General features: G+C 36.0%; 14 protein-coding genes. 11 read left to right on the top strand and 3 right to left on the bottom strand.

The genetic code is table 11. The annotated features are described in order from the left end of the window. Positions 1-330 precede the first annotated feature (330 nt). The 8 genes from D569_RS0116720 (at position 331) to D569_RS0116685 (ending at position 8,645) form a co-directional block, all read left to right on the top strand. Entirely contained in the window at positions 331-1,359 is a 1,029-nt protein-coding gene (locus D569_RS0116720) for a PhnD/SsuA/transferrin family substrate-binding protein (RefSeq protein ID WP_018933581.1), read from the top strand. Positions 1,360-1,436: 77 nt separating this feature from the next. Next, positions 1,437-2,201: a phosphonate ABC transporter ATP-binding protein gene (gene phnC, locus D569_RS0116715; protein WP_018933580.1), complete on the top strand. Its 765-nt coding sequence runs from the start codon at positions 1,437-1,439 to the stop codon at positions 2,199-2,201. A 13-nt stretch (positions 2,202-2,214) separates the two neighbouring features. Continuing rightward, positions 2,215-3,000, top strand: coding sequence for a phosphonate ABC transporter, permease protein PhnE (phnE, locus tag D569_RS0116710; protein ID WP_018933579.1), 786 nt, complete (start codon positions 2,215-2,217; stop codon positions 2,998-3,000). Then, positions 3,000-3,866: an ABC transporter permease subunit gene (locus tag D569_RS0116705; protein ID WP_018933578.1), complete on the top strand. Its 867-nt coding sequence runs from the start codon at positions 3,000-3,002 to the stop codon at positions 3,864-3,866. The genes phnE and D569_RS0116705 overlap by 1 nt, the downstream gene beginning before the upstream one ends. Positions 3,867-4,237: 371 nt before the next feature. Next, on the top strand, positions 4,238-5,371 hold the full coding sequence (locus D569_RS0116700) for an amino acid ABC transporter substrate-binding protein (RefSeq protein ID WP_018933577.1): 1,134 nt from the start codon (positions 4,238-4,240) through the stop codon (positions 5,369-5,371). A 98-nt stretch (positions 5,372-5,469) separates the two neighbouring features. Then, complete coding sequence (locus tag D569_RS0116695; protein ID WP_342662695.1) at positions 5,470-6,648, top strand: amino acid ABC transporter permease; 1,179 nt, start codon at positions 5,470-5,472, stop codon at positions 6,646-6,648. A 6-nt stretch (positions 6,649-6,654) separates the two neighbouring features. Further along, complete coding sequence (locus D569_RS0116690) at positions 6,655-7,857, top strand: amino acid ABC transporter permease (RefSeq protein WP_018933575.1); 1,203 nt, start codon at positions 6,655-6,657, stop codon at positions 7,855-7,857. Between the two features lie 20 nt (positions 7,858-7,877). Then, positions 7,878-8,645 (top strand): amino acid ABC transporter ATP-binding protein, encoded by a 768-nt coding sequence (locus D569_RS0116685; RefSeq protein WP_018933574.1) that lies wholly within the window; start codon positions 7,878-7,880, stop codon positions 8,643-8,645. Positions 8,646-8,722: 77 nt separating this feature from the next. Here the strand turns inward: D569_RS0116685 and D569_RS0116680 are convergent, their stop codons facing one another. The 3 genes from D569_RS0116680 to D569_RS0116670 all read right to left on the bottom strand — a co-directional run bounded on the left by D569_RS0116680 (position 8,723) and on the right by D569_RS0116670 (position 11,272). Continuing rightward, positions 8,723-9,430, bottom strand: a complete 708-nt coding sequence (locus D569_RS0116680; RefSeq protein WP_018933573.1) for a sulfotransferase family 2 domain-containing protein — start codon at positions 9,428-9,430, stop codon at positions 8,723-8,725. Positions 9,431-9,789: 359 nt separating this feature from the next. Beyond that, on the bottom strand, positions 9,790-10,392 hold the full coding sequence (gene rpsD, locus D569_RS0116675) for a 30S ribosomal protein S4 (RefSeq protein ID WP_018933572.1): 603 nt from the start codon (positions 10,390-10,392) through the stop codon (positions 9,790-9,792). Between the two features lie 400 nt (positions 10,393-10,792). Next, positions 10,793-11,272 carry a GAF domain-containing protein gene (locus D569_RS0116670; RefSeq protein WP_018933571.1) on the bottom strand — a complete coding sequence of 160 codons (480 nt, stop codon included), beginning with the start codon at positions 11,270-11,272 and terminating at the stop codon, positions 10,793-10,795. Positions 11,273-11,514: 242 nt separating this feature from the next. On the opposite strand from D569_RS0116670, the gene ezrA reads away from it, so the two are divergent. From ezrA to D569_RS0116655, 3 genes are all read left to right on the top strand, one after another. Beyond that, positions 11,515-13,221, top strand: coding sequence for a septation ring formation regulator EzrA (ezrA, locus tag D569_RS0116665; RefSeq protein ID WP_018933570.1), 1,707 nt, complete (start codon positions 11,515-11,517; stop codon positions 13,219-13,221). 24 nt (positions 13,222-13,245) lie between these two features. Next, a complete protein-coding gene (locus D569_RS0116660) occupies positions 13,246-13,593 on the top strand; it encodes a hypothetical protein (RefSeq protein ID WP_018933569.1) in 348 nt (115 codons plus the stop codon). A gap of 145 nt (positions 13,594-13,738) precedes the next feature. Beyond that, positions 13,739-14,881, top strand: coding sequence for a cysteine desulfurase family protein (locus tag D569_RS0116655; RefSeq protein ID WP_018933568.1), 1,143 nt, complete (start codon positions 13,739-13,741; stop codon positions 14,879-14,881). The last annotated feature ends 5 nt before the right edge of the window (positions 14,882-14,886 follow it).

Genomic DNA, 14,886 nt, shown 5'->3' with positions numbered 1-14,886 from the left:
CTATGAAACTGTTCTACAACGTTTGTGACTGCTCACTTCTCGAGCTTTCTTAACCTGTGGCAAGCCGAAGCGGTTGTTACGCCTATTATTCATGTCAAAATAACTACTTTGGACAGGACCGGGTGAGGTTTGCCGGTTTTTCTTATTGTTTGTAGTTGAATATAACTTGTAAATACTTTGTTTAGATAATGTGAACATTCTTAATTATATGTGAAAAGATAGTAAATTTGTCCAAAAATACCATGGTTTATGATTTAATGTGACTAGCTTCAGGTAGAAGACTTCTCAGTTAAATGAAAAAACTACTTATGAATCATGGAGGGAAATGTGATGCAAAAGAAATGGTTACTTGGTGTTGTGTTCCTTGTAGTTACCGTCATGTTAGTAGCTTGTTCAGAAAGTGCAGAAGGGGAAGAAACAGGTTCGGATGATGTCATTGATATTGTCTGGTATCCAAATGAGTCTGGAAATGATTTGAAAACAGCACGTGATGCAATTGGTGATGAAATTGCTGAAGCAACTGGTAAAGAAGTAGAACATCATTTAACGACTGATTATGCAATTGCGATTGAAACAATTGTTAATAATAATGCAGATGTAGCGTTTATGGGGGCGCAAGGGTATATCGAAGCAAGTGATCAAAATGATGCTATCCAGCCAATTGTTGTATCTACTGGTCCGTCCGGTACTTTAGATGACGCCATGTATCACAGCTGGTTGGCAGTCAAAGTCGAAGATCAAGATGACTTCAAAGTGGATGGAGAGTTTTCACTAGATACAATTGAAGATACAAGATTTTCTTTTGTTTCCAACAGTTCAACATCTGGATTTGTGGTACCTTCTTCAACGATAATAGGACATTTCGCTGATAAAGATTTAACAGAAGAAGATTTAATGGAAGGCGGGCCGCTTTTCTCACAAGTATTGTTTGGTGGTTCTCATCAAGGTTCAGCTGTGAACTTATTAAATGATAGTGCGGATGTTGCAGCGTTTTGTGATTCTTGTGTAAATAACTATGTGGAAGTTGCAGAAGGTGAAGAAAACACAGTCGGTAGTGTATATCGAGTAAAAGATGATGCCGAAGAACCATTTAATACGGTGACTGGTAGTGATTTTATGTTAATGAGTGTGACACCAGTATTAAATGCCCCGTTCGTTGCCAATATGGATGTATTGGGACAAGAAGACTATGATCTCATTCAAGAAGTGTTTGCCTCTGATGAAATGGCAAATAATGAAGATATCTTTGTACCAAAAGACTCTGATGCATCTGGCTTATTCTCTAAATCAGATCAAGAAAGATTTGTGCCGGTAGAGGATGAGTGGTTCAATCCAATTCGTGAGCTTTCTCAAAATTAATAAAAAGCCCAAGGGGGGTATGCATGAGTAATGCATACTCCGTATTTTCTAAATAAAACGATAAAGGAGTTTGTTCCATGTCATTACTTAAAGTGGAAGGACTAAGTAAGTTTTATGATGGGGAAACCAAGGTGTTAAAGGATGTTGACTTTGAAGTGGAAGCTGGGGAGTTCTTATCGGTTATTGGTCCTTCAGGTGCTGGAAAGTCTACCTTGCTTCGCTGTATAAATCGCTTGGTGGAAATAAATGAGGGGAAAGTCATTTTTAACGGATTAGATGTGGGCGCAATGAAGAAGAAGGAATTACGACAGTTGCGCACGAATATCGGAATGATTTTTCAGCATTATAATCTCGTGCCACGCTTAACAGTGATCGAAAACGTACTGCACGGTCGGTTTGGCTATAAATCAACGATCCAAGGTGTACTTGGAAGATTTACTGAACAAGAAAAGGAACAGGCTTTTTATCTACTAGAGAAGCTTGGGATTTCAGAGCACGCATACAAACGCTGTGATCAATTAAGTGGTGGTCAGCAACAGCGTGTCGGAATATGTCGTGCACTTATTCAGGAGCCGAAACTGATTCTTTGTGATGAGCCGATTGCCTCTTTAGATCCAAATTCCTCCAAAGTTATTATGGATTATTTGAAATCGATTAGTACGGAAATGGGAATTACTTGTATTGTTAACCTCCATCAAGTGGAAGTAGCAAAGGAATATGCCAGTCGAATTATTGGCTTAAAAAAAGGTGAAATTGTGTTTGATGGTCCTAGCAAACTTCTTTACGGTGAGCAGATTGAGAATATTTATGGAATTGAATCAAGAGAATTAATAACGGTTTAAGGGAGTAGGTAACATGGACGCAAAGCAAATGCGCAAGAATAAATGGCAAACAACGATCTTTTTAATTCTCATCATTTTGATCACCTATTTATCTTCTTTCATAACGAATTTTAATTTAATCGAAAGCATTGCAACTATACCAGCTGCGTTTAGTTGGATATTCTCTAATCTATTGATTACCGAGGAGTCTTTGCAAAAGCTGCCTCAAATTTTGGAAAAACTAGGGGAAACCATTTTTATGTCGATTGCAGCTACAACTTTGGCGGCAGTAGTATCACTCTTTCTAGCAATAATGGGATCAAAAACTACGAAAGTGAATCAAACATTTAGTGTTATCGCTAGGTTTATCGCCTCGTTTTCAAGAAATATTCCGGTTGTAGCATGGTCACTAATCTTGTTGATCTCGTTCGGGCAAAATTCTGTTACCGGATTTTTGGCTTTATTTGTTGCAACAGTGGGTTTCTTGACTAGAGCATTTATTGAATCGGTAGATGAAGCCAATCAAAGTTCTGTTGAAGCACTAACTGCGACAGGGGCCACTTATTTCCATATGATTAGTAAGGCTGTCATCCCACAAAGTCTTCCGCAGATGCTTAGCTGGATTTTATTTATGATTGAGACTAATATTCGTAGTGCTACGTTGGTTGGGATCTTGACAGGTACCGGTATTGGATACATGTTTGACCTTTATTATAAAAATATGAATTATAACCTAGTTGCACTCATTACATTTACCATTATTATCGCCGTTATTGCCATTGAATTAGTATCTAATAAAATACGGAGGGTGATCTTATAATGGAGATGGTGAAAGAACTTGATCCAGCTCTTATTAAGCGTAAGAGAAACGGTCAAATTAATATTAAATCTGGGAATAAAATTGATTCAGTCGTAAAATGGACGATATGGGTGCTAACGGCGTTAACGATATTAGCTTTTTTCTTCTTTGATTATACAGGACTCCAGTTAGAACGTGCGGTTACAGAGACACTCCACAATATTCGAGTGATGTTTTTCGAACCAGGATTAAGCCATTTTAGCTGGGGCGAAGCGTTTTATCAAGTAGGAGTAACTCTTGGCTTAGGTGTATTAGCAACGATTTTTGGTGCGATAATTGCTTTCTTTCTTTCCTTAATGGCAGCAGAGAATCTCTCTAAACCATGGCTATCCAACACTGTTCGGGTTGTAGTAGCGTTTATTCGTGCAGTACCAACAGTACTATGGGTATTAATATTTGCTATTGCTGCTGGTCTTGGAAGTGAAGCAGCAGTACTTGGGATGTTGTTTCACTCCGTAGCTTACCTGGTTAAAGCATTTTCTGAATCATTTGAGGAAGTGAATCCGGGGATAATCGAAGCATTACGAGCAACAGGATCTAGTTGGTGGCATATTGTCATCAATGGTGTCCTACCATCCACTTTCACTTATTTATTGTCTTGGACGTTTTTACGGTTTGAGATAAACTTTTCTGTAGCAGTGGCAATGGGCGCGGCTGCTGGAGCAGGTGGTATCGGATTTGAATTATTCATGGCTTCTGGTTTCTATTTTGATTTGCGAGAAGTTGGTTTTATTACATATGCAATATTAATTATTGCTATTATCTTAGAGGTTATTTCAACTCGGTTGAAAGAGCGTTATTTTCCTTCCTCGGTTAAAACGAGATAATGTTCATGTAATTGACGGTCAATTTATTAGTATAATGAGTAAAAAGGTATATTTTATTATTTTGAGCCAATTTGATTTTTTTCAATTGGCTCTTTTTGTTTGTCTGTCTACTTAGATACAGCTCATGAAGGTAACGTGGTTGTTTGTGAGTAAATATAACAAAATAACCAATATAGTCTTGTTTTATTAAAATAACGTAATATAACCTGACAGGTTAATGTAAGAAGAAGGTGGATATAAGTAAAATGAAATAAATATTAAGTGGTTTTATTGTTAGATTACGAATCATTTAGTTGTGGTCAATAGCTAATTGTTTCATTTCGAGTTCTATTCTTTAACATAGAGCTAAAAATAAATAAGGGGGATTTACCTTGCTAAAGAAGAGAATGTCATTAAAGCTGTTTTTTGCTTGTGTCATTTTAGGTCTAGTACTATTTATTGTCGGCTGCACACCAGAGGATGCTAGTTCAGAAGAAGAGACAGAAACAACAAATGAATCAAATACAGAAGAAACAGATACAAGTTCTGATGATCATGAATCAGAAAATTCATCTCGCTCTACTTTAACTGCTGTAGAAGATAGAGGTCACTTAATCTTAGGTGGAAACAATCAGCTTCCGGGGTTTGGTTATCTCAATGAAACTGGAGAAATCGAAGGGTTTGATATTGATTTTGGAAAAGCAATAGCAGCAGCTATTTTTGATGATCCCGAAGCGATAGAAGTAAGACCTTTATCAGCAGATGAACGCTTTACTGCACTACAAACTGGAGAGGTGGACGTATTAATTCGTAATACAACATGGACTACTACAAGGGATACGGATTTAGGTACCCATTTTGGACCGACCACCTTTTATGATGGTCAAGGAATGATGGTACGAGCGGATAGTGGAATTACTAGTCTAGAAGATTTAGCAGGAGCTCGTATTGGAGTGGAAACTGGTACAACAACTGAATTAAACCTAGCTGACCAATTTCGGAAATTGAACATTGACTATGAGCAAGTAACTTTTGATGATAATGATGCTTTAGTTGCCGCATATGAAGAAGGAAGCGTGGATGCATGGACAACAGATAAGTCTGGTCTTGTGTCACGATTAGAAACACTAAGTGATCCTGAAGCACACACGATTCTTGATGAAGCACTATCTAAGGAACCATTGGGGCCTACGGTTAGACAAGGTGATGATCAATGGTTCAATATCGTCAAGTGGATAACCTTCGCAACAATTGAAGCAGAAGAACTGGGGATTAATTCTGAAAATGTAGATGAATTCATGGATAGTGACGACCCTGTGATTCGTCGATTACTAGGGCTTGAAGGTGACTTAGGATCTATGTTAGGTCTATCAGAAGATTTTGGCTATCGTGTTATTAAGCATGTCGGTAACTATGGAGAAATTTATGACCGTCACCTAGGTCCAGATACAATTTTCAATCTAGAGAGAGGTTTAAATGAGAATTGGACAAATGGTGGTCTTTTGTATTCACCTCCATTCCGCTAATTTCAGAGGTGTTAATTCTATGAAAGACCTGCTATTACCGAGCAGGTCTTTCATCAATATCCCCCGTGAATAAATGTACGATATCAGAGGTGATTGAAATGATGAAAAATTCGGATGCGAATATGTCGACGCCTTTTTGGCGAGATAATCGAGTTATACCTATTCTGATTCAACTATTGTTTGTTGCAGTGTTGATTGGTGTTTTGTATTATCTGATTAATAACGCCATAAATGGTTTGCAAGCACTAGGTATTAACCTTGGCTTTGATTTTTTGCAGAACATGGCTTCATTTAATATTGGTGAATCTATAATAGGGTACCAATCGACAGATACGTATATGAAAGCTATATTAGTAGGGATTTTAAATACAATAAAAGTATCAGTCATTGGCATTGTTTTTGCCACTATCATAGGTGTTATTGTTGGTATAAGTCGTTTATCAAGTCATTGGCTTGTCCAAAAATTAGCAACTGTCTATATTGAAATATTTAGGAATACACCTTTACTCGTCCAAATATTAATTTGGTACTTTGCTGTTTTTTTAGCATTACCAGATGTGAAAGAAAGTGTTAAAATTGGATCAATTTTCTTAAGCAACCGTGGAGCAGCAATTCCGTGGTTTCATACTACAACTGGTAGTACAACATGGTTCATTTTATTTTTATCTGGTGTTTTACTAGCGGTTATTGTATGGAGGTACAGACTTCATATTCAAATGAAATCAGGGAAAAAACAGTATCCGCTGTTATGGGCTTTTCTTGGATTAGTTTTTCCTTTAGTATTGGCATGGCTTCTTACACAACAAGCACCAGTTACTATAGAGTCACCAGTCTTAGGGAATTTCAACTTTGAAGGTGGTTATATAATCTCGGAAAATTTTCTAGCCATTTTTCTAGCCTTAACAATTTATACAGCTACTTATATTGCAGAAATCGTTCGCGGTGGTATTTTGTCTGTCTCGAAAGGTCAAATGGAAGCATCCAGTGCACTGGGGCTTAAATATTCTACTTCGATGAGATTTGTCGTGTTTCCACAAGCTATTCGTATTATTATCCCTCCTGTGACAAGTCAATACTTAAATCTGACGAAAAATTCCAGTTTGGCGATTGCAGCCGGTTATCCTGATTTGGTTTATGTTGCAGAAACCATTAATAATCAAACAGGTAGAGCGATTCAATCGATTGTCATTATGATTACCGTTTATTTAATTTTGAGTATTATTACTTCAATTTTTATGAATGTATTTAATAATAAAGTGCAGATTGTTGAGAGGTGATTGTTAGTGGATTTAAATACAGAGGTAAAAACTGAGCTAGCTCCTACGTCACCTCCTGGAGTAAAACTGGGGCTAGGAACTTGGTTAAGAAAAAAATTATTTAATAACTGGTATAACAGTATTTTGACACTAGTTTCAATACTTGTTATTTACTTTATGACAAAAGGTATAGTCACTTGGCTATTAACGGAAGCTGATTGGGCAGTAGTGACAGATAATTTTAAATTATTCATGGTGGGTCAATACCCTTTAGAATATCTTTGGCGTGTTTGGTTAAGTTTAGTGTTTGTCTCCTTGTTATTTGGATTATCGGCAGGAGTATGGAAAGGTACTATCTTACATTTGTCTAGTGTGTTAGTGATCGTTATGGTTATTCATACTTTGGTACCTTTTACCTCAACTAATACAAAATTATGGTTAGTTGGTTGTATCGTTTGTGTAATAGGAGGATACTTAGCAGGTCCAAAATTGCCAAAACAAAAACCATTCGTTCTGTTGGGGTGGTTCATATCCTTTCCAGTTATTCTATTTATTATAAACGGTTATGGAATTTTACCTAAAGTGTCTACCAATGTCTGGGGAGGGCTATTGTTAACTTTAATCCTATCTATCGTTGCCATTGTTGGATCAATCCCGATTGGAATCCTTTTAGCTTTAGGAAGGACTAGTAAACTACCGATTATCAAGTACTTTTGTGTGATATATATTGAAACAATCAGAGGTGTTCCCTTAATTACGATATTCTTTATGTCCATCTTCATGTTTCCATTATTTTTGCCGCAAGGTTTAACCATTAATAATGTGGTAAGTGCGATGATAGGTGCCACCTTATTCACAGCAGCGTACATGGCTGAAAATGTTCGGGGAGGTTTGCAATCTATCCCCAATGGACAACGAGAAGCAGGGAGAGCATTAGGTTTAAATCCAGTCCAATTAATGTATTTCATTATTATGCCGCAAGCATTACGTGCGGTAATACCTGCTATTGTTGGTCAAAGTATCTCCATGTTTAAAGATACTTCTTTAGTAACAATAGTCGGTTTAATGGATCTATTAGGTATCGCTCAGTCAGTAAAATCAAATCCAGACTACTTGGGAAGTATCATGGAAGTTTATTTATATGTAGCTGTGATTTATTGGATGATTGCTTATTCGATGTCATATGGAAGTCAAAGGTTAGAAAAAAATCTGGGTGTAGGAAAACGGTAAAGAAGAAAGGAGTAGGTTAGATGGAACAGTTATCTGTTCAAACTTCAGAAAAACAAAAGGAATATCTAATTTCATGCGCTAATGTAAATAAATGGTTCGGAAAACTACATGTGTTAAAAGATGTTACTTTAGATGTAAAAAAAGGGGAGGTTTTAGTAATTCTAGGACCTTCAGGTTCAGGAAAATCTACGTTTATAAGAACAATCAATGGTTTAGAAGAAATTCAACAAGGAGAGATAACTATTGATGGGATTAACTTATCACATGATGTAAAAGATATTGAAAAGATTAGAAAAGAAACAGGTATGGTATTTCAACAATTCAATCTATTTCCTCATATGACCGTTATGAAAAATATAACACTTGCTCCGATATGGGTGCGAAAAAAACCTAAGGCAGAAGCAGAAAAACTAGCTTTAGAACTTTTGAAGCGTGTAGGAATCCCAGAACAAGCTGATAAATATCCAGGTCAATTATCAGGTGGCCAACAACAACGGGTAGCAATAGCCAGAGCGCTAGCGATGCAACCAGAAATTATGTTGTTTGATGAGCCAACTTCGGCACTGGATCCTGAAATGATTAAAGAAGTTCTCGATGTAATGAAAGAACTGGCGAAATCAGGGATGACAATGCTTTGTGTTACACACGAAATGGGATTTGCTCGTGAAGTGGCTGATCGAATTGTTTTATTTGATCAAGGAGAGATTGTAGAAACAGGTACACCAGAAGAGTTGTTTGATAATCCCAAAAATGAGCGGACAAAGTTATTTCTTTCACAAATATTGTAATTAAAAATATTATTATATTTCGAATGCAGTATTTCCCATAGAGTGTGGTAAGTCTATGGGAGATTTTTTATCTTCATTCAAGCTTCAAATTGTTTGATCCAGTTGGTTAATTCTTCTTTATCAAGTTGATTTAACTTTTTTATGAAATGCTGCTTTGCCCATTCATATAGTTTTTTATCATGATGATTGACTTGTTCAATGGACTGAATGATGTTTGGAGCAATGGTATCCATCTCCGGTCTGCTGTTTGTTTTATTTTTCCTGTTAATAGATGCAATGTCCCAACCATAAATTTGATGCATGAAAAACAATGATTCAAGATACATGTCAGTAAATCCTACTAATTCAAAGTGTTTGGTGATATGATGTTTTGCTCTTTCTAAATCATTGGAGTCACCGCCGGATAAATATCGTGTCGCGAGGTTAACCGTTCTATAACGAATATTACGAATATCGCTTTTGTTATAAGGTTGGTTTTCTATTTTTTCATTTTGCATATATTCGACAAAATCTTGCAGGGGCATATCATTTACTTGTTGGTATAACGGGTCTCGTTCATAACTTCTTATATAATAATAAGTAGAAATAACACGGTCAGCTGGGTCTCTTAGAAACGTGAAAAAACGAACTGGTTTTGGATAATCCTTAAAATATCGATTGTGCCATACATGGATAGTATCTTGTTGTCTTTCGAATAAGTCCCATAAAGTCTTCCCACCTGTTTTCGGTATATGCAAAAAAACTGGGTTCTCAGGGTTCGTAGCTTCTTTATCAAAAATAATCACGCTCTTCAGCCTTTCTGTATCATTCTTATCTATAATTATTACTGTATTATAAGCAGGTGACAAAATTATGTGTAGGTTATTAATAGGAACTTAAAGGCATATTTTTTAATGAGTGGAGAAAATTTGGAAATGGATATTTGGTGTCATAACAGTGACGTCTTAAATAAGGTGTTTTTTATTTTATCTTGTCCTTTTTACAAGAGGAAATATTTAAGTTTATGAGTTTCTAGTACTTGACGGAGTAAAGTATGTAAATATAAGGTCATCATTTATAATGCTAAAAACAAACAAAAACCCTAGAAAACTTGATGATCAAGTTTTCTAGGGTTTTTAAAATTGCTAAAAAATATACTCTGAAATTAACGAGAGTAGAACTCAACAATAAGCGCTTCGTTAATTTCTGCAGGTAACTCAGAACGCTCTGGGTAGCGAGTGTAACTACCTTCTAATTTGTCTGCGTCGAATGATACATATTCAGGTGTGAAAGTGTTAGCCTCAATAGCATCAGCGATAATATCTAGCTTTTGAGATTTTTCACGAACACCGATTACCTGACCAGGTTTTACTTGGTAAGAAGGAATGTCAACGCGACCTCCATCTACTGTAATGTGACCGTGGTTAACTAATTGACGTGCTTGACGACGAGTTCTAGCAAGTCCTAGACGGTAAACAAGGTTATCAAGACGAGATTCAAGAAGAATCATGAAGTTTTCACCATGGATACCTTGCATTTTACCAGCACGATCAAATAAACTACGGAATTGACGTTCATTGATTCCGTACATGAAACGTAGCTTTTGTTTTTCTTGTAATTGTAAACCATATTCAGATAGTTTACGACGTTGATTAGGTCCGTGTTGACCTGGTGCGTAAGGACGTTTGTCTAACTCCTTACCAGTACCTGTTAATGAGATACCAAGACGACGAGACTTTTTCCATACAGAACCTGTATAGCGAGCCATTGTACATCTTCTCCTTTATATATGAATTTTGCATAAAATAAGACAGTGTGTCCCTATCTCGACAGCCATTTTGTTTTCATGCATCCTCGCCCTAGTAGCAGAGAGTTACTCGATGCACCTCGCTTTAGCTTTTAGCTAGAATCTATTGAGATGTCTAGCTCGGGGTGCCCAGAAACTAGTGTCTTTCCCTCAGCTTCGTACGATAAGTCATCATCAACTTCTTCGTCGTTGTGATTCCTTTATCTCCTACGCTTCAGTCTAAGTCATACGTTTCTGAACGGGCACATTCGCTTTTCCAGTGAGGAACAAAATGGTCAGCCAGCGGTTCACATAGGCTACCTTTTTTACACAAAGTCCATTATATGATGCTAGGGGAGTAATGTCAATAGCAATATGTTTTCTAAATATATTTCTCTAAAGTTTGAACGAATTGTTCTAAATATTTCTGGTCTGTTTCATCAAAGCGATTTTTATTAGGACTATCGATGTCTAATACACCGAAAATTTCACCCTCTTTGATAATGGGTACAACGATTTCTGATTGGCTTGCTGCATCACAAGCAATATGACCAGGGAATTGGTGTACATCTGCTACCAGTTGGGTTTTCTTTTCCGCAACAGCGGTTCCACATACTCCTTTGCCACTTTTAATTCGTACACATGCAGGCAACCCTTGGAATGGCCCCAACACTAACTCGTCGTCTTTCCAAATATAAAATCCTACCCAGTTCACATCTTCTAAAAATTGGTTTAATAATGCAGATGCATTAGATAAATTTGCAATTACATCTGGTTCATCATGTAAAAGGGCATCTAATTGCTTAATAACGATTGGATAATCTTTCTGTTTAGCACCGTTATAACTTTGTGTTTCAAACATATGTCCCCACTCCTCAATATGAATTTTATTTATCATACAACACATTAACTTACGTGACAAATCATCAAACTTACTTATAGGAAAAAACAGATTTCGATAAAAATATTCAAAAATAGTAAAATTTTTAGCAAAAAGGTGTAGAAACATGGTATCATAACAAGTAACAATAAAGTCGTCTAAAAATATAAGGAAATTTAACTATACATATACAAGCTATCGGTTGTTTTGAAGGAGGATTACTTATGTTGGAATTCGTGATCGGTGGAATTCTTATTATTATTGTATTACTTATTATTGGACTAATCTTTAGGAAAAAGGTCTATGATAATGTCGATCGCCTGGAAGCATGGAAGATGGATATTATGAATCGAAATGTTACGGCAGAATTGGCCAAAGTAAAACAGTTAAATTTATCAGGTGAAACACAAGAAAAATTTGAGAGCTGGAAAGAAAACTGGGACTTCATTCTGACAAGAGAACTGCCAGATATGGAGGAATATTTGTTAGATGCAGAAGAGGCTGCCGACAGATTTCGAATTAATGCATCGAAGAAAAATCTGCAACATGTTGAAAAAGCCTTGCAAAATATTGAAAAGAATATTGAAGACATGTATACGGAACTTGATCATTTGCTTAATTCAGAGAAATATGTTCGACAAGAAATTAAAGATTTAGATCCGAGAATTAAAGAACTGAAGAAATACCTCTTACATAATCGTACGCAATTTGGTAGAGCAGAAATTGTTTTTGAATCAGAATTAACGAAGTTGGAGAAACGCTTAACAGAGTATTCCATGTTAACAGATGAAGGAAATTATATGGAAGCACAAGATTTAATTGAAGCATTAAAAGATGAAATAGAAAATATAGAAGAAAGAATCAGTGCTTTTCCAGGTATCTATCGCCAATGCAAACAGCAAATTCCAGAGCAGATGAAAGACTTACTTAGAGGTATGGCTGAAATGGAAGAAGAAGGTTATCGGGTACAGCAATTTGGTTTTGAAAAAGAATTAAAGCAATATGAAAACATGTTAAAAAGTGCGATAAAAGAATTAGATAACGGTGAGACAAATAAAATTGAAGAATCATTAGAACAAATGGAAGAACGTCTGAACGAAATGTTTCAGTTATTGGAAAAAGAAGCAAAGTCAAAATCAATTGTAGAAAGTCAATTTCCGAATGCGAAACAACATTTAATCGATATTCAAGAGCAGGTGGAAAGCACTTCTAATGAAATTAAAGAATTACAACAAACATACTATCTAGAAGAGGCCGATCTTGAGTTGTTCCTCAGCATTGAAAAATGGCTTGCTAAAACAGAAAATCAGTTTGAACAAATTGAAAAAGAATATGAAGATCGTCGAGCAAATCATTTAGAAATTAAAGATAAACTGGATACTTTCTCAGAGGAGCTAGATAAGTTAGATAAAGCACAAGCAGATTTTCAATTGCAAATTAAAGATTTAAGAAAAGATGAAATGGAAGCAAAAGAACAAATTGCTAATTTAAAGCAACAATTAATTCATACCGATAAGAAGTTACAGAAAAGTAATATGCCAGGAATTCCTTCATTTATTATCAATGCATTAGAAGAATCAACGGAAAAATGTGAAGTGGTTTTAAAACAGTTACAAAAACATCCGTTAGATATGGGGAAAGTACAACATAGCATTGCGGAAGCAACCAAATCCGTTAATAATTTTGTCGAGCAAACTAATTTATTACTGGATCAGGCGCGTTTAGTGGAATTAGCTATTCAATATGGAAATCGATATCGAAGTAGTCATCCATTATTAGCTTCCCATTTATCGGAAGCAGAACAATTATTTAGAGATTATAAATACGAAAATGCATTAGAAACAGCGGTAAAGGCATTGGAGGAAGTCGATCCCAATGCCATGGCAAAAATTGAAGAGATGGACAAAGCATTTCAACGAAAGGCTAATTAGGTATAGCAAAGGTGGGAAGACATCATGAAATGGTTAGTAATGGCACTATCTACCGTGACAGTTACCATCTGGGGAATTGTTCTATTCTTTTATTTAGATCTAGGGCAGACAGCTTATGTATACGCTGATCAACATGAAGTAGTGCAACACAAACATGATTACAAACAGACCAATTTTATATTTAGATCAAAGAAAATGCCCGACAATACTGACATTGGAGCACAAGATCAAGAGTCAAGCAAGTCAGATACTGAATCTGAACAATCACAACAAGCTCCAAAATCTTTAGCAAACATGAATTTGGAATTGAATGATGACAATACAGTTTCCATTGATGAGATAATGTCGAAGTTAGATATTAAGGTTGAATAGTAAAGTCGAGAAGATATTCCTGTATTGATATAGGGATATCTTTTCTATTGTCAGTAGCAAACTTTTGTCAGGGATAACTTATTTGCACGATCGGTAAAATATGATAAGATATCTCAATGTTAATCGAAAAAAGAGGGGTTCAAGGATGATTTATTTAGATAATAGTGCTACAACAAAACCAAATCCACAAGTATTAGACAGTTTTACGAAAGCATCTACCGGGTTCTTTGGGAATGCATCATCCATTCATGGGATTGGGATGGATGCGGAACGTTTATTACGTAAGTCTCGAGAACAAGCAGCATCATTATTAGAAGTTAATCCTAATGAAATTATCTTTACATCGGGAGGTACAGAAGGTAATAACTTAGCAATTAAAGGAATTGCGCTGGAACATCAAAATAGAGGAAAGCATATTATTACCTCTGCTATTGAACACCCGTCTGTTATCGAAACTTGCCAAGGTTTAGAAGCTTTAGGTTTTGAAGTGACCTATTTAGATGTGGATGAGTCAGGTTTAGTGGATATAGACAACTTAAAGAAAGAAATGCGCGAAGACACAATATTAGTCTCTATCATGCATGTAAATAATGAAATAGGAACGATTCAGCCAATTAAAGAAATCGGAGAAGTCGTACAAAGCTATCCGAAAGCATTTTTTCATGTTGATCATGTGCAAGGGTATGGAAAAGTCCCATTAAACATTCAAGCAAGTCATGTGGATTTATGTACGATATCTGGTCATAAAATTCATGGGTTGAAAGGAACTGGAGTTCTTTATGTAAAACAAACGGTTAAGTTGTTTTCATTAGCTCATGGTGGAGGTCAGGAAAGAAGAATACGCTCAGGTACAGAGAATGTTGCTGGGATTGTTTCATTAGTAAAGGCGATGCGTCTAGCTAAAGAAAAGCAGTCAGAACTTCATAAGAAATTAACTAATTTAAAGCATACATTAATGGAACAACTGCAAACGTTAAATAGAGTTGTCATCAATACACCAAAATTCGCAAGTGCACCTCATATAGTAAATTTCTCTGTTCGTGGATTAAAACCGGAAGTAGTTATACATGCATTAGAGGATTTTGAAATCTTTATTTCGACTAAGTCTGCTTGCTCATCGAAGAGTGCGGATGAAAGTGCTGTACTTATTGCCTGTGGTAAAGACCGTGATATTGCAATTTCCGGTTTGCGTGTTAGTATGTCTTATGAGACAACCAAAGAAGAGGTTGATTATTTCTTTCAAAAATTAACCGAAGTTATAAAAAAATTAAGTGAAGTAATGGGGTAGATATC

The sequence above is a fragment of the Gracilibacillus lacisalsi DSM 19029 genome, assembly GCF_000377765.1.
Taxonomy (GTDB): Bacteria; Bacillota; Bacilli; order Bacillales; family Amphibacillaceae; genus Gracilibacillus; species Gracilibacillus lacisalsi.
The sequence above is the reverse complement of the archived record's forward strand: the minus strand, read 5'-3'. Positions and strand labels throughout refer to the sequence as shown.